10 protein-coding genes are annotated in these 16,745 nt (G+C 32.2%); 3 read left to right on the top strand and 7 right to left on the bottom strand.

What is annotated here, in order from left to right; translation table 11 throughout:
• Positions 1-2: 2 nt before the first annotated feature.
• From H526_RS0104650 to H526_RS0104625, 6 genes are read right to left on the bottom strand one after another with little or no spacing between them, the layout of a single operon-like run.
• Positions 3-2,450 (bottom strand): ABC transporter permease, encoded by a 2,448-nt coding sequence (locus tag H526_RS0104650; RefSeq protein WP_027391915.1) that lies wholly within the window; start codon positions 2,448-2,450, stop codon positions 3-5.
• Positions 2,451-2,475: 25 nt separating this feature from the next.
• A complete protein-coding gene (locus H526_RS0104645) occupies positions 2,476-4,896 on the bottom strand; it encodes an ABC transporter permease (protein WP_027391914.1) in 2,421 nt (806 codons plus the stop codon).
• 55 nt (positions 4,897-4,951) lie between these two features.
• On the bottom strand, positions 4,952-7,333 hold the full coding sequence (locus tag H526_RS0104640; protein WP_027391913.1) for an ABC transporter permease: 2,382 nt from the start codon (positions 7,331-7,333) through the stop codon (positions 4,952-4,954).
• A gap of 55 nt (positions 7,334-7,388) precedes the next feature.
• On the bottom strand, positions 7,389-9,788 hold the full coding sequence (locus H526_RS0104635; RefSeq protein WP_027391912.1) for an ABC transporter permease: 2,400 nt from the start codon (positions 9,786-9,788) through the stop codon (positions 7,389-7,391).
• Positions 9,789-9,833: 45 nt separating this feature from the next.
• On the bottom strand, positions 9,834-10,511 hold the full coding sequence (locus tag H526_RS0104630) for an ABC transporter ATP-binding protein (RefSeq protein ID WP_027391911.1): 678 nt from the start codon (positions 10,509-10,511) through the stop codon (positions 9,834-9,836).
• 26 nt (positions 10,512-10,537) lie between these two features.
• Positions 10,538-11,788: an efflux RND transporter periplasmic adaptor subunit gene (locus H526_RS0104625; RefSeq protein ID WP_027391910.1), complete on the bottom strand. Its 1,251-nt coding sequence runs from the start codon at positions 11,786-11,788 to the stop codon at positions 10,538-10,540.
• 363 nt (positions 11,789-12,151) lie between these two features.
• Between H526_RS0104625 and H526_RS0104615 the strand changes: the two genes are divergently transcribed.
• The gene (locus H526_RS0104615) at positions 12,152-13,498 is read left to right on the top strand and encodes a sigma-54-dependent transcriptional regulator (RefSeq protein WP_027391908.1); all 1,347 of its coding nucleotides are present in this window, start codon (positions 12,152-12,154) and stop codon (positions 13,496-13,498) included.
• Positions 13,488-14,831, top strand: a complete 1,344-nt coding sequence (locus H526_RS0104610) for a sensor histidine kinase (protein ID WP_027391907.1) — start codon at positions 13,488-13,490, stop codon at positions 14,829-14,831. Before H526_RS0104615 ends, H526_RS0104610 begins: the two co-directional genes overlap by 11 nt.
• A 76-nt stretch (positions 14,832-14,907) precedes the next feature.
• On the opposite strand, the gene H526_RS0104605 is transcribed toward H526_RS0104610, so the two are convergent.
• Positions 14,908-15,513 (bottom strand): pyridoxamine 5'-phosphate oxidase family protein, encoded by a 606-nt coding sequence (locus H526_RS0104605; RefSeq protein WP_027391906.1) that lies wholly within the window; start codon positions 15,511-15,513, stop codon positions 14,908-14,910.
• A 148-nt stretch (positions 15,514-15,661) separates the two neighbouring features.
• Between H526_RS0104605 and H526_RS28325 the strand changes: the two genes are divergently transcribed.
• Complete coding sequence (locus tag H526_RS28325; RefSeq protein ID WP_081415553.1) at positions 15,662-16,720, top strand: succinylglutamate desuccinylase/aspartoacylase family protein; 1,059 nt, start codon at positions 15,662-15,664, stop codon at positions 16,718-16,720.
• Positions 16,721-16,745 lie beyond the last annotated feature (25 nt).

Genomic DNA, 16,745 nt, shown 5'->3' with positions numbered 1-16,745 from the left:
ATTTATTCTGTGCGTAATGAGTTTACCGGATTAGCATTTGCTGCCTGAAAGGTTTTAAAACCTATTACCAATAATGCGAATAGCATCATTAAACATCCACTTACTAAAAATGTCCAAAAACTTATATCGCTTCTGTATGCGAAATCCTGTAACCAATTATGAATTCCATACCAGGCAATTGGTGTTGCTATTATAAATGCAATACCTACTAGAATTAAAAATTCTTTGCATAGCAATGTGTTTATCTGTAATAATGAAGCTCCTAAAACCTTGCGAACACCAATTTCTTTAACCCTTCTATTGGTAGTATAGATTACTAATCCAAGAAGTCCTAAACAACTAATTAGAATTGATAAACCTGTTGCCCAATTCAATAATTTAGAAACTTTTTGTTCTCTTTTATAAAACTTAGCTACAGTTTCATCCATAAAATCTATACGATAGTCTTCTTTATCTGTGTATACATCACCATATGCAGATTTAATTTTGGATAATGTAGATTGCAAATCGTCGGGATTGGTGTTTTGGAAAGCGATATGTACTGCTTGGAATCGACTAAAAACATCTCTGTCCCAATCACCTCGTAATGCCATTGGACGAATCTCTGATTTTAATGAACGTTGATAGAAGTCGGCCATAACACCTACAATAGGAACAGTATAATCTCCGAAGTCTATTCTTTTTCCGATGGCATCTTCTGGTGTTTTAAACCCATAGACTTTTCTTGCTGCTTCGTTAATAACGATTTCTTTTATAGTATCGTTTCTATATGTTCTACCCGCTAATAATTCTAGTTCAAAAAGTTTTGAATAATTGGTATCCCCAAAAATGAATTGTAAATCTGATTGAACATCTCTTTCTTCAGTTTTGTAATTGGTGGTTGTAGTGTTAGAAGATAAAGAAGCTGGTGGCGCACCTCCTAAACTTAATTGTTTAATTTGTGGAATACTTTGTAACTTTTGTAAGTATCGTTTCTTCTTATCAAGTTGTCGTTCTCCTCTAGGACTATAGACCGATACAACAGCCTCTGTTTTAAACCCCATATCTTGATTAAGCAAAAAATTAATTTGTTTTCCTACTAATAAGGTTCCTATTATAAAAACTTGAGCAATTGTAAACTGAAAAACAGTAAGAAACTTTCTAAGCCCATTTTTTCTTTCCCCGACTGCGATATTATTTTTCAGGACCGTAATAGTATTAAATTTTGATAGTACCAGTGCAGGGTAAAAACCAGATAGTATGGTGATTATTACTACAAGTATTACGATGCCAATGATAATTATTGGATTGCTGAATAACTGAAAATCTAGGTCTTCGGCTATGAAATCTGAAAAAAGATTAAGTAACCATTTTGATAATATTAGTGATAGTATAGTAGAAAATAATACCAATAAAAATGTTTCTCCTAAGAATTGACTAATTAGTTGTTTTCTAGAACTACCTAATGTTTTTCTTATTCCAATTTCTTTTGCGCGCCTTGTTGCTTGAGCAGTATTAAGATTTATAAAATTAATACATCCAAGTAATAATAGAAATAATGCCACAAGTGCTAGATTTCTTAATAAAGGTTTGCTGGCTTGCCCTTGTGTCCAATCGTAAACACCATAGTTTTTATTAAAATGAATATCATTTAGAGTTTGTAATTTAAACTCTTTAGATTGTCCGTGGCTACGAGAGTATTCATCTAAATGTTCATCTGCCAAAGCATTAAACTCTTCCTGTATTTTTTGAAAGTTTGCTTGTTGATTTACCTTAACAAATAACTGTGAATTAGAATCAGTAGAATTCCAATTCTTGTCTAAGAAGTTTCCTCTTAATCTTGTTTTAAGAAGTGTTGGACCTGAGATAAATTCTTGAAAAACAAAATCTGTTCGCTCTTTAAAAGATTCTACGACTGCTGTTACCGTAATATTTAATGAATCGTTGTAAATTAATGTTTTCCCTATAACTTCATTCGGTGATAAATCAGGGAAATAATTGGAAGCTCTTTCGGCTGTTAGCACAACATTATTTGGGTTTGATAATGCAGTTGACTGATTTCCTGCAATAAAGTTATACTGAAAAAGATCGAAATAATCTGGGTCGGTAAAAATCACATGTTTTGGCCATTTTAATTTGATGTTTTGTTCCTTGTTTTGAACACTTGCTGGTCTTTCAACATAGAAGCCACTTACTATTTCAAAATTCGAATTATCTTTTATAGCATCTTCTAAGGCTACCGTGACACCTGAGTTATAGAATGTTCCTTCTGGACTGTGAAAATCTGTAACGATTCTGTAGATCTGGTCACCATCGGTATGAAACTTATCAAAACTGTAATCATAATATACCATTAGGCCAATAATGAATGATACACTTAAACCTATAGTAAGACCAATTACATTGATCAAAGAAAATACTTTTTGCTTCCGTATATTTCTCCAAGCTATTTTAAAATAATTCCTTATCATGATTGTGCGTTTTTTGATTGATGATTTATTCGGTTTTAAGACTTTTTATAGGGTTCTGTATAGCAGCATTGATCGTTTTTATACTAATCGTAGCCAATGCAATTATGATTGCAATGCTTCCTGCTGTAAGAAAAATCCAAAAAGTGAGATGTATACGATAGGTGTAATTCTGAAGCCATTGAGAAGAAAAATACCACGAGATGGGAGTAGCTATTATGAATGCTATGAGTACAAGTTTTAAAAAGTCGGTAGTGAGCATCATTGTAATTTTTGAGACACTGGCACCCACTACTTTTCGGATTCCAATTTCTTTTCTGCGTTGTGCCACTACTAGAAGTGAGATAGCAAATAAACCAATACAACTTAAGATAATTGCAAGGATAGAACCACTACCAATCATAGTTATCATTGAGCGCTCGTTGTGTAGTGTACGTTCGATGTTTTCATCTAAAAATGATCCTAGGAATTCTGCATTAGATTCTATGGATGCCCATGCAGCTTTTACATTCGTAAAGGATTGTTCTAGATTGTGAGGTGATACTTTTACATATACGTGTCTTAAATTCCAATTAGGTAATGCAAAAAGCGACATCGGTGCAATATTTCGATCGAGTTCCTGGAAATTAAAGTCTTTTATGACTCCTACTACCGAAAACGCTATAGAATCTTCTAAGATGATTTTTGTGTTTAAAATATCTTTTTCGTTTAATTGCTTCGCCATCGATTCATTGATGATTACCGATAAACTATCACTGGCTAAGTTTTTTCGAAAAGAACGACCTTCTGTAAGATTTAAATCTAAGGTTTCTACATAGTCTGCATCAACAACTAACATGTGAGTATTTATACCACGACCTTTATGGTCAAAACCTAAAACACTGGTAGAACGATTTCCGTCTTTTCCAAAACCCAAAATATTATTGGAAGCTGTAATACTAACTATATCTGTATAGGCTTCAAGTTTGTTTCGAAGTAGTTTCAAAGCTTGCTGATCATTACGTTTTCCATTAAGAGGAAAAGCAATTACCTGGTCTTTATTAAATCCTAAATCTTTTGTGCGCATAAACTCTAACTGATTCCAAAGCACCAGTGTTCCACTAATGAGTACTATAGCAATTCCAAATTGCAATACTATTAAACTGTTTCTTAAATGATTCTTTCCACTACTTTCTATTTTGCCTTTTAGACTTTGCAAAGTGCCTAATCGGCTCATTAATAAAGAAGGATACCCTCCAGTAATTACTGTGATAACTACCAAGCTTAAAATTAAACCAGATAATGTATAAGGATTCAATAAGGTTTCGAAAGAAGCTTTAGTTTTAAATAATGTCTGAAAAGGTTGTAACAATAAAGAAGCAGTAAAAACTCCTAGACTTGTAGATACCAAAAAAACTAAAATACTTTCACCCCAAAACTGAAAGAACAGTTGCGATTTATTAGCTCCTAACGTTTTACGCATTCCAATCTCTCTTAATCTTTGCGAGCTTTTTGCGATGGTCATATTTATGAAGTTGATACAGGCGATAAATACAATCAAAATAGCAATACCTAATACCGAATATGGCATACTACGATTTACAGTTACCATACCTTGATTAAAATTAGCAAAACGAGTGTCAGGAAATGACAATAGTTTAATTTGTTTATAATGTCCATCCGCATTAGGTTGTGCACCGTCACGTTTGGCATGTTCAATCTGACTTTTATAATGCAGTTTGGCGAAATTTACCGTGCTTTTCTCTAGCTGTTCAGGTGTTATTTCTTTAGAGAGTTGTATATAAACTTCGTGATTCGACATATCCCATCTCCCTATAGTTCTGGCGTAAGCGTGCTTCGATTGACTTTTAAAATTGAGCGCAACATCAAAACCCATGGAACTTGTAGCAGGAAAATCTTTAACAATGGCAGTAACATTAAATGGTACTTCTTCTTCATCTCTTAAAACTGTAACAGTTTGCCCAATAGGATTTTCTGCTCCAAATATTCGTTTTGCAGCTTCTTCAGTAATAACAATGGAAGATTCTGAGGTTATTGGATTTTGAACATTTCCCTTTATTATTGGAAAGCTAAACATATCAAAAAAATCAGGATCTACATAAGATGCATGCATATTCAGTTGTTTGCCTTGATGACTTAATAGAATACCCGAGCCACTATGTCGTGTAATCCTTTTAATGCCAGTTGTTTCATTCTGAAGTGCTGCTGCAAAAGGCTCTGGTTTTGCAATATTAGCTTTAAGCCCTTTGGGAGTGCTATCTTCTGAATATACTTGATAAAGTTGGTTTCCTTTTTCATGAAAACGATCAAAGGAAAGTTGAAAAACTGCATACATAGATAACAATATAGCTACCCCAAATGCTATTGTAAGCCCTATAATATTTAAGAAGGAGAAGGTTCGATCTTTCCATAGACTTCTAAATGCTATTTTAAAATAATTCCTGATCATGATTGTTAGTTTACTGTTCGTTTTTTGATTTGTCTAAAGTGATAAATTGATTGATTTATTCTGTTCGTAATGCTTTCACTGGGTTTGATAAGGAAGCTTTTACCGCATGAAAACTAACTGTTAGTATTGCAATTAATATAGCAGAACCACCTGATAAAAGGAACATCCACCATTTTATGTCTATTCTAAAAGCAAAGTCTTGTAACCAATTGTACATAACATACCACGCAATAGGAGAGGCGATAGCAAAAGCGATCATTACTAGTTTTAAGAAGTCTTTAGACAGAAGGTTTACAATTTCTGAAACAGAAGCTCCGATTACTTTGCGAATTCCGATTTCTCTTCTTCGTTGTAAGGTACTATATGCTGCAAGTCCAAGTAATCCTAAACAAGAAATTAATATAGCTAAGCTAGCGAAGTATAAAAATAGGTTGCCGAATCGTTCTTCGTTTTCATATTGTTCATTAAAAGAATCATCTAGAAAGAAGTAATCAAATGGTTGCTCAGGTAAAAAAGATTCCCACAATTTTTCAATTTCGCCAATGGTTTCTTTTATATTGTTAGGTGCTAATTTTACTGTAATTAAATCATTTCTATTTCGCTCCATTCGCATCGTGAGTGGACCAATATTATCGTGTAATGAATTAAAATGGAAATCTTTAACAACACCTATTACTTGACCTTCTCGACCCCATTGCTTGAACCTGGCACCAACTGCATTTTGCGGATCATTATATCCCAAAAGTTTTACCGCTTCTTCATTAATAATCATTGCTTGCGTAGAATCAGAAGCAAAATCTTTAGAAAAAGCTCTTCCTGCTATTATTTTAAGATCGAATTGAGGGATATATTCGTGATCTACAAAATAGAGATCTAAGTTTGCAATTTGAAGATCCCCCGCTTTATTTTCTATTTCAGAATAGGCAGATGAGTTTCCTCCTCCAGGAACACTAGATCCTAAGCTTGTAAATTTAACCCCAGGGATTTTATCAATAGCGTGCTTTAGCGATAATTGTGATTTAGAAGATTCAGCCTCAAGAATTAGTAAACGATCTTTGTTGAATCCTAATTCCTGATTTTGCATATATTTCATTTGATTATAAATAATAATCGTACCAGTTATAAGAATAATTGAAATAGTAAATTGGACAATTACTAAGCTTTTTCGAAGAAGAACACCTTTGCCACCAGTAGAAAAATTTCCTTTTAAAACCTGTATTGGTTTAAAAGATGATAAAACTATTGAAGGGTAAATTCCAGCAAAAATTCCTATAGCTAATGAAATACCTAATAGTTTAATTATATTGACGTAGTTAGAAAAAAGACCTTCACTAATTATTTTTCCAGCAATTTCATTAAAAAATGGTAAGATTATAATGATTAATAAAGTTGTTATTAAAAAGGCTAATAAACAGGTTATAATAGATTCTCCAATAAATTGTAATGATAGCTGTTGTTTTTCTGCTCCCATTACTTTTCTAATTCCTACTTCTTTTGCTCGTTCTACAGAACGAGCGGTGGTAAGATTAATAAAATTAATAGATGCAATAAGAAGAATAAAAATGGCAATGATAGAAAATATATACACATTAGTCATACTGCCACCTCCAGTTCCACCTCTTGTGGATTCTAGATATAAACTTTTTAGAGGTTCTAAATTTAGAGTTACAAACATTTTGCTCTGTTTCATGAATTCACCACTATGCTTTTCTAAGAAAGCAGGAAACTTGGAAGCAAGCTGATCAGGGTCAGTATTAGAATTCACTAAAATGTAAGCTGCAGCGTCATAACTACCCCATCTAGTATCTAATTCTTTATCTAAATGCTGCGTAAAAGTTGTTAATGATAATATTATATCCGCTTGTATATGAGAGTTTTCAGGAAAATCTTTCATAACTCCAGTTACAATAGAATTATAACCTTCTTCAGTTATTTTTAAGGATTTACCAATAGGGTTTTGATCACCAAAATATTTCTTAGCTGTAGTTTCAGATAATACGACACTGAATTGTTTTTTTAATACTTCTTTTGGGTTTCCCTGTAGTAGTTCGAAATCAAAAACAGAGAAAAAACTAGAATCAGCAGCAATAGCATTTGTTTCTTTAAATTTTAGATCGCCTTTTCGAACAATCATATTTAGATCATTAATTCTTACCGCAGAAATTATTTCAGGAAAATCCTTCTCTAGATTTGGTGGTACTGCCCAAGCAGTAATATTAGCTTCTATATTATCAGAAGGAGTTTTAATATCGGCAACTACTCTGTAAATGTCATCAGCTTTACTATGAAAGCTATCGTAGCTTAATTCGAAACTAACATATAGCAGCATAAGAAAACTAGCCGTCATTCCTATTGATAACCCCGTAATATTGATGAATGTAAAACCTCTTCTTCTCCAAAGGTTTCTCCATGCTATTTTAAAATAATTCCTGATCATGATTGTTAGTTTACTGTTCGTTTTTTGATTTGTCTAAAGTGATAAATTGATTGATTTATTCTGTTCGTAATGAATCGACTGGATTGGCTGTGACCGATTTTATGGCTTGTATACTAATAGTTATGATTGTAATAATAAGTGCTCCAAAACCTGCTATAATAAATGTATTCCAAGAGATCTCTGTACGGTAAGAAAATTTTTGTAACCATTGACTCATAAAATAATAAGCAATCGGAGCGGCAATAAAGAGTGCTATAATTACCAAGGTTATAAAGTCTTTAGAAAGTAACATCCATAAATTACCTAGAGAAGCTCCAAGTATTTTTCTTACACCAATTTCCTTGGTACGTTGTTCTGCTACAAAAGAAGCTAGGCCAAATAAACCTAAAAGACTTATAAAAATAGCTAAGATTGTAAATACTTTGGCAAGGCCTGCAATTCTCTCTTCTGCTCTAAATTTTTTGGCATATTCTTGATCTACAAATTGATAATCAAAAGGGAGGTTTGGAAAATTCTTTTTGAATATTTCTTCAATTAATTGTAAACTACTACTTATGCTTTTATCGGGGTTTAAACGTACATTGTAATAACTAGCATTATTATGTCTATCAAATACGTACATTGCTTGTTTTACAGGACTATAAGGTGATTGCACAATCATATCTTTCATAATACCGATAATTTGCATTGGAGGTTCCGGATCTTCTATATCAGAATCTCTTATATATTTTCCAATTGGATCTTTTAGCCCCATATACTTAACGGCTGTTTCATTAAGTATTACGGCGTTAGAATCTGTAGCAAATTCTCTAGAGAAGCCTCTGCCGGCTACTAATTCAATATTAAGCGCTTCTGTAAATTCATACGAAACAGCGGTATATGCTAGATCTTCTTGAAATCCTTCTGGTTTCCCTTCCCAAGTATATCCTCCGCGATTAGACCAAACTGCTGTGGTGGGACTACTGGTGGTTGCCATTTCCATGACAGCACCAGACGCGATAAATTGATTACGCATAATATCTGCCTTACCTTCGAATTCTGGGCTGAATGTTGGAATTTGTACCAATCCCTTTTTACTATAACCTGCAGGTCTGTTTTTACTGAACTCTATTTGATTCATAACTATGAGTGTACCTATTATAAGAGCAATGGAAACAGTAAACTGTGTAACTACTAATACTTTTCTTGGCAATGCTGCAAAACGGCCTGCTTTAAATGTGCCTTTTAATACAGCAACAGGGTTGAAAGAAGATAAGTATAAAGCAGGGTAGCTACCTGATAAGAAGGAAGTGATAAGGATAAAAATTAAAGAAATACCCCAAAATTGGATACTACTCCAAGGAAATACAATTTCTTTACTGGCTAGGTTGTTAAAACTGCTTAAGAAGAGTAATACCATTATAATGGCTAATACATAAGAAAAGACAACTACTAAAAATGATTCACTTAAAAATTGAAAAATAAGTTGTCCTCTTTTAGAGCCAATAGATTTTCTAATACCAACTTCTGTAGCACGTTTTTCTGAACGCGCTGTGCTTAAATTGACAAAATTGATACAAGCAAGTAATAAAACAAAAAGCCCAATTATCCCAAAAAGCCAAACATTTTCTATACGTCCATTTTTGCGTATACCGTCTACAAAATTAGAACGTAGATGCCAATCATCCATTGGTAATAGCATTAATTGCGGATTAAATCTAGATTCGTCCTCTGCTACTTTTTTCTTAGCATCTTTTATAATGGAAGTTACAGCTTCCATTGTTGTGTTTTTGTTAATCTGAACAAACAGTTGAAAAGAATTATTACCCCAAGAATCTTTTGCATTTTCTATCCAAGGTTGCATTTTAGTATAAAATTTCCAAGGACTGATATAATGCATATCTTCAAAAGAGTTATTGATAGGAACATCTTCATATACAGCGGTAACGATCATATCTGTTTCATTCTGTAATTTGATTATCTTACCAATAGGATTTTCTTTATTGAATAATGCTTTTGCAGTAGATTGTGATAGCATTATAGAATTGTTTTCTTTTAACCCTTGTCTTACTCCTTGTAAAATGTTTAAATCTAATATTTTAGGGCCACCTTCTTGCATAAAATTACCTGAACGTGAAATACTAGTTTCTCCATATCGTAAGTATGAAGAGTTGGTCCAAGAAGACATTACTAAATGTTCAAAATGGTCATTGTAATTTTCACGTAGTTCGAATTCCAAAGGCCTTGGAATTGCAGGCCCAGTTCCAGTCTTTCCATTAAAGGTTTGACTTTGAAATATCTGGGCAACGGTAGATTTGTTATTAAAATAATTGTTGTAATTAAGTTCATCTGTAACCCAAAGTCCAATCATAATAGTCACTGCCATACCAATGGCTAGACCAGAAATATTAATCAAGGAATATATTCTGTTTTTAAGGAGGTTTCTAAATGCTATTTTGATATAATTCTTAAACATAATTACTGATTTACTGTTCGTTTTTTGATGATTTGATGATGACCTCTATACTAATACGTTTTCTGTAACCTTTTGTCCGTCTAGCATTCTTATGATTCGATGACTATATTTAGCATCATGTTCACTATGTGTAACCATGATAATTGTGGTGCCCGCTTCATTTAATTCAATTAATAAATCCATTACTTCATTACCATTGGTACTATCTAAGTTACCTGTAGGTTCATCTGCCAAGATAAGTTTCGGGTTATTGACAACAGCTCTTGCTACTGCTACACGTTGTTGTTGTCCACCGGATAATTGCTGCGGAAAGTGGTTACGTCTATGCATGATTTGCATTTTTTCTAAAACCTCTTCTACACGTTTTTTTCGTTCTGCTGGTTTAACACCTGTATAGATTAATGGAAGCTCTACATTTTCAAAAACTGTAAGTTCATCAATCAGGTTAAAGCTTTGAAAAACAAAACCTACATTATGTTTTCGAAGATCCGAACGTTTACGCTCATTATATCCAGCTACTTCTTGACCATTAAATTTGAAACTTCCTCCATCGGGATCATCTAATAACCCTAGAATATTAAGTAGCGTTGATTTACCACACCCTGATGGTCCCATGATGGCAACAAATTCCCCTTCTTTAACATTAAAAGATAGTTTGTTTAGCGCTATGGTCTGTACTTCTTCAGTTCTGTAAAACTTTTCTAAGTCCGTAATTTGTATCATTTTATTCGTTTTTTTAATTGACTTTTTTACTTTAATATTAATTCTTCAGTATCTCCAAAGCTATCATAGCTTGATGTTACTACTTTATCTCCAGGTAGTAATCCTTCAATGATTTCATAGTATTCTGTATTTTGACTACCTAATCGGATAGCTACTTTATATGCTGAGTTGCCGTTTTCTGTTATTTTATATACCCAATTACCACCAGTTTTTTGAAAGAATCCTCCTTTCGGAATTAATAGTGCTTGTTTTTCTGCGCTAAGTGCTACTCGGATTTGAAGATTTTGCCCTCTTCTTATTCCTTCCGGTACATTACCTTCGAATTGCATATCTACTTGAAACCTTCCATTGTTTACCTGAGTAAATACCTTTTTTATGATTAACGTATATGTTTCATTATTAAAGGTAAAGGTTCCTTTTTGCCCATTATAAATTCTTGAAATATAATGTTCATCAATATCTACTCTTACTTTAAATCCGCTTAATACATCAATTTGCCCTAGTCGTTCTCCTTTGTTTTTTGATTGTCCAATTTCTGCATCTAGTGATGTTAATTGGCCATCTACTGGGGCACGCACTACAAGATCACCAACTTTTTTTCTCATCAGTTCTAGAGCACTTTGTGTTCTTGCATATGAACTCTGCGCTTGACTAACTTCTTGTTTAGTAGCAGAAGAATCTTGACTTAATACTTGTTTAGCCAGTTGCATACGTTGTTGTTGATATTTGTAATCATTAGCGGAAGATTCATATTCTTGTCGCCCTACAGCTCCTTTATCATATAATCTTTTATTTAATTCATATACTCTTTTAGCTTCTATCAAACTGTTTTCTACATCGGTAAATTGATTACGACGATTGATTGTGTTTTGACGAGCAGCATTTTGAGAAATCTGCATTTGAGTTAATAAATTATATACTGAAGTTTCTTGATTGATAAGACTTAATTCTAGATCGGTGTTTGACAATCTTAATATTGGTTCTCCTTTTTTCATTATGGCACCATCTTCTACAAATTTTTCTTCTACTCTTCCACCTTCTAAAGCATCTAGATAGATAGTTGTAATTGGTAATACAATTCCATTAACAGGTATGTTTTCTTGAAATACATCTTTTTTAATTGTACTTATTGCAATGCGTTCTTTCTCTACATTTAACTTAGAACCACCCATTGATTGTGAAAACACAAATATTAAAAGTGCTAGGAGTAGTACACCACCTATCAACATTGCTACACGTGATTTTGAGAATTTCTTTTTTTGAATTGGAACGTCCATGTCAGGTCTTTTGATTATTGATGTTTATTAGTTGATTTTGTTTTATTTTTTTTCGAATTGGTTAATAGATTTTCAAACATCTTTTATAGTCAGTAAGCTTACTATTAATATTAGAATTGATTTGCTCATTTTATTTTGTGTTATCTAGTTATAGGTTATCATCTTATTTGTGTTCATTTCTTATGTAGTCAAGATGGTGCCAAAAAAACAAAGTACTGACTATCAGTATTTAATGATTTTTTATAAAAATAAAAGTGTTCGATTTCGATACACTTTCTGTTCGGAAATAGTACATTTAAGAATCTTTAGTATTTTATTTTTCTATTTTTTATATGCTGCAGATAATATTGTAATATTGTATCAATGGTATTAAAAGAAGCTACAATTTTAGTTATTGATGACGATGTAGATGTACTAACTGCATTACGTCTTTTATTTAAGCCTTTGGTGAAAGAGGTGGTAATCGAAAAAAACCCAAGTAATATTGGAGCTCAGATAAATAAAAAGAGTTTTGATATTATTATACTTGACATGAATTTTAATGGTTTGGTCAATACCGGAAATGAAGGTATTTTTTGGTTAAATGAAATTAAAAAGTCGAAACCAAAAACAGATGTGGTGTTAATCACTGCGTATGCGGATATTGATTTAGCAATTAGAGCATTAAAAGAAGGGGCTTCTGATTTTTTAGTGAAACCTTGGAAAAATGAAAAAATAATACACACGATTAGTTCTTTATTAAAGGCTAGAAAATCCAATGCTTCTGATAGTAAATCATCTCAGGTAGGAACAAGTACAATAATAGGCGAAAGCGAAGCAATTAAAGATGTTTTCTTAAAACTAAAAAAGGTTGCGCCTACGGATGCAAATGTTCTGATTTTAGGAGAAAATGGTACTGGTAAAGATTTAATTGCAAAAGCATTACATGATAATTCTAATAGAAGAGATCAACCTTTCGTTAAAGTAGATGTTGGAGCATTAACATCTTCATTGTTTGAGAGTGAGTTATTTGGATATAAAAAAGGTGCCTTTACAGATGCTAAAGAAGATAGAGTAGGGCGGTTTGAGGCTGCTAATGGTGGAACATTATTCTTAGATGAGATTGGTAATATTACTTTAGGACAGCAAGTACGTTTACTAACTGTGTTACAAAATAGATTAGTTACTCCACTAGGATCTAATGAAGCTATATCAATTGATATTAGACTTATTTGTGCTACTAATATTGAACCGAAGGTATTAGCGGATGAGCAAAAGTTTAGAAAAGATTTAATTTATAGAATTAATACGGTGGATATTGTAATGCCACCTTTAAGAGATAGAGGAACGGATATTACCTTATTGGCAAAACATTTTATATCTGTGTATGCTGATAAATATAATAAAAGCCAATTTTCATTGGATTCTGGTTTTATTTCTAAGCTTAAAAATCACGATTTCCCTGGTAATGTAAGGGAGTTGCAGTATGTTTTGGAACGAGCCGTAATTATGGCTGATAGTACTTCCTTAAAACCAGAAGATTTAGTGTTTTCTTCCATAGAAAGACAGACTAGTAAAACTTCTAGCACCACAATGAATTTAGATAGTTTAGAAAAAAATGCAATTCTTACTGTTTTAGAAAAAAATAAAGGGAATGTTTCAAAATCTGCAAAAGAGTTAGGAATAACCAGAGCAGCATTATATAGAAGGCTAGATAAATATGAACTATAACGGTTATATTACCAGACTCTTTTTTAGGATTTTAATATTGGTAGCTCTAATATTAGGTCTTGTGTATACTATTGATAAAGAGTATACCAGTAGTATTACTATAATTAGCTTCGTTATTTTATACTTTTTATATTCTACATATAGTTTTGTGAAAAGACGTTTTGTAGTGATGGATGATTTTTTTGAAGCTGTTAAATATCGAGATTTTTCTAGATGGTTCCCAGAAGATAGAGGACCAAAGGATATCAGGTTTTTATATAAAGGTTTTAATGAAGTTAATAGAACGATTAAAGAAATAAACTCTAAGAATGAAGCCCAATATGTATATCTACAGAAGATTTTAGAAATGGTAGATATTGGGATTATTGCCTATAATCTAGAAACAGGAGATGTATTATGGTCTAATGATTCTTTTAGAGAAACTTTAGATGTTCCTTCGTTTAAGAATATTCGTTTTGTAGAAGGAAGAAAACCAGATCTATATGATGCTATATTTGAAACATATCATAAAGAACCAAATTCAATTTCTATCGCGGTTCAAAATGAGAAAATAAAAGTGTTAATTTCTGATACCGTTTTTCAGGTAAAAGAAGATCCATTTAAGCTTATAGTATTACAAAATATAGATGATACACTAAATAGGAATGAATCTGAAGCTTGGAAGAAATTATTGAGTGTAATGACTCATGAAATTATGAATTCTATAGCACCTATTTCGTCTTTGGCAGATACTTTACAGTCGCATTTACAGCTTACTCTCGATAATCCAGATGACTATCCATTAGAAATTGAAGATTTAAATTCAGGTATAAAAACGATTAAGAATCGGAGTGAAGGTCTATTGAAATTCGCTAAAACCTATCGAAGTCTTAGTAAAGTAACACACTTAAACCTTGATAGAAAAAAAATAACCGAACTTTTTGAAACGATACAATTATTAATGCAACCATCTCTAGATGTAAAAAATATAAACATTGAGTTTAAGGTTACTCCTCCAAAAATTGAATTAGATATTGATAGCTACCTTATAGAACAGGTACTAATTAACCTTATTCTTAATGCGGTTGATGCGTGTAAGCATAGACCAGATCCACAAATAAGAGTACTAGCAGAACAAAAACCAAATAGAAATATAGTTATTAAAGTATATGATAATGGTTCAGGGATTCCTCAAGATATTATGGATAGTATTTTTATTCCGTTTTTTACAAGTAAATCTACAGGTAGTGGAATAGGACTTAGTTTATGTAAACAAATAATGTTACTCCATAAGGGTAAAATTTTGGTTAATAGCAGAGAAAATGAAGGTACCGTATTTAGTCTAGTATTCTAGAGATTAAATTGGCAATTATATTTTGTTATATAAAAGCGGAAAAATAATTAGTTTTTAATTATCCTTTTTTATAGTTCTATTTTTGAAGTTCCTTTAACTGTTTTTCTAATTCGATTATTTTATTTTCAAGTTGTTTTACACGAGGTTGAAATTCTTCGGTTGTGAATCTTTGTTCTATATGTTGAGGACAATTGATATCCCACGCGTTAACTTTAATTTTTATTATACGTTCTACTTCGGCGGTATAATTTTCATCAAGTACCTGTTGTAAAAGTGGGTTATTTGGTTCGTGAGTAACAATTTCTCCCCAAATTTTTATTCTCATCCTGTTAGGGTAATCCATTAAAAAAAGATGAACTTTAGTGTTAGTGTCAAAATTACCAACTGATATGTACTGCCTGTTTCCAGAATAATCAGCAAATGCTAAGTGTTTTTTATCTAATATTTTAAGGAATCCTTTAGGTCCACCTCGATGTTGAATATAAGGTTGCCCATTAGCATTTACAGAAGCCATATAGAATGAATCTCTTAAACTGATAAAAGATCTAAGACTATCATTTATCTCATCCTGCCAGTCACGACGTTCTGCCATTTTTTGATAAGTTTTTCTGGATCCCATTTCTTCCTGTCGCTTTTTTACCTCTGCACTAAACGCTATATCACTAACAAAATTCTTACTCATATCTAAATTTTAAATCACCTTAATAGTCTATGTATTTTATAATAGCTTTCATAATTTTAATAAAACTTACCAAAACTTTATATTATAATAATGATGTATAAAAGCTTATTATAATTTACTTTGTATAAGCTTAATTATCTTTGTTTATATGCTCAACACAAGACTCTTGTTATACGTTTTTATTTTTTTTGTCGCTAATGGGATAGCACAAAATTCTTTTATTTTTCAAAATAAATCTATCAAACCAGGAACTAAAGAAAATTTCAAAATACCTGTAGTTAGTGATAAGGATAGTACATATATTCCTGTTACTATATTTCATGGATTAAAATCAGGGCCTGTTTTAGGAATCACAGCGGGAGTTCATGGCTATGAATATCCACCTATTCTTGCCGCTCAGCAATTGAATCAAAAAATAGATCCAATAAAGTTATCAGGTACTATTATCTTAGTGCAAATAGCTAATGTGCCGGCTTTTTTAGGTAGAAGCCCATTTTTAAATCCATTGGATAATAAGAATTTAAATCGTTCTTTTCCTGGCGATGCTAATGGATCTATAACCGAACGCATGGCAGATGTACTTACCAAAGAAGTAATCGCAAGATCTAATTTCTTTGTTGATATACATGCTGGGGATGCACCAGAAGATTTACGTTCTTATAATGCATGGTATCAGAGCGAAGCGCTCCCACAAGTTTCTAGAAAAGGAAAAGAAATGGCTTTAGCAATGGGTTTTGATTATACTATCATTTTTAATATTAAAAAGGAACGACTCCAGACACCTAGTTTGTATTGTTCACAAGAAGCATTTCATCGTAAAATACCTTCGGTTGATATTGAGTGTGGTAAATTGGGGATTCCTGATAAAATGGAAACGAATAGAATTGTTGATGGAATGTTTTCGTTATTAGTTCATCTTAACATGATGAGCTCTAGCTCTAATGACGAATTTGTTTCCACAAAACCAATAATCGTAGCGAAGCGATTTACAATTAAAAGTCTATCAACTGGACTTTTTTATTCTGATAAAAAAGCAGGGGACTTTATTAAAAAAGGAGAACCAGTTGGGTATATAACTGATTTTTTTGGCAATACATTAGAAAATATTAAGGCATCACAAAATGGAATGATCCTTTATATGATTGGTACTCCTCCTATTAATAAAGGTGAAACTATTATGAATGTTGGTATGATACCAACAATGTAAAGAGACATAAAGCTTACTATTCGAA

The organism is Aquimarina latercula DSM 2041 (assembly GCF_000430645.1).
Classification (GTDB): Bacteria; Bacteroidota; Bacteroidia; order Flavobacteriales; family Flavobacteriaceae; genus Aquimarina; species Aquimarina latercula.
This window is presented reverse-complemented; position numbering and strand designations above follow the sequence as displayed.

What these genes read in the sequence shown, in the direction of transcription:
- H526_RS0104650 (WP_027391915.1), bottom strand. Translation starts at nt 2,450, where the DNA reads ATGATAAGGAATTATTTTAAAATAGCTTGGAGAAATATACGGAAGCAA.
- H526_RS0104645 (WP_027391914.1), bottom strand. Translation starts at nt 4,896, where the DNA reads ATGATCAGGAATTATTTTAAAATAGCATTTAGAAGTCTATGGAAAGAT.
- H526_RS0104640 (WP_027391913.1), bottom strand. Translation starts at nt 7,333, where the DNA reads ATGATCAGGAATTATTTTAAAATAGCATGGAGAAACCTTTGGAGAAGA.
- H526_RS0104635 (WP_027391912.1), bottom strand. Translation starts at nt 9,788, where the DNA reads ATGTTTAAGAATTATATCAAAATAGCATTTAGAAACCTCCTTAAAAAC.
- H526_RS0104630 (WP_027391911.1), bottom strand. Translation starts at nt 10,511, where the DNA reads ATGATACAAATTACGGACTTAGAAAAGTTTTACAGAACTGAAGAAGTA.
- H526_RS0104625 (WP_027391910.1), bottom strand. Translation starts at nt 11,788, where the DNA reads ATGGACGTTCCAATTCAAAAAAAGAAATTCTCAAAATCACGTGTAGCA.
- H526_RS0104615 (WP_027391908.1), top strand. Translation starts at nt 12,152, where the DNA reads ATGGTATTAAAAGAAGCTACAATTTTAGTTATTGATGACGATGTAGAT.
- H526_RS0104610 (WP_027391907.1), top strand. Translation starts at nt 13,488, where the DNA reads ATGAACTATAACGGTTATATTACCAGACTCTTTTTTAGGATTTTAATA.
- H526_RS0104605 (WP_027391906.1), bottom strand. Translation starts at nt 15,513, where the DNA reads ATGAGTAAGAATTTTGTTAGTGATATAGCGTTTAGTGCAGAGGTAAAA.
- H526_RS28325 (WP_081415553.1), top strand. Translation starts at nt 15,662, where the DNA reads ATGCTCAACACAAGACTCTTGTTATACGTTTTTATTTTTTTTGTCGCT.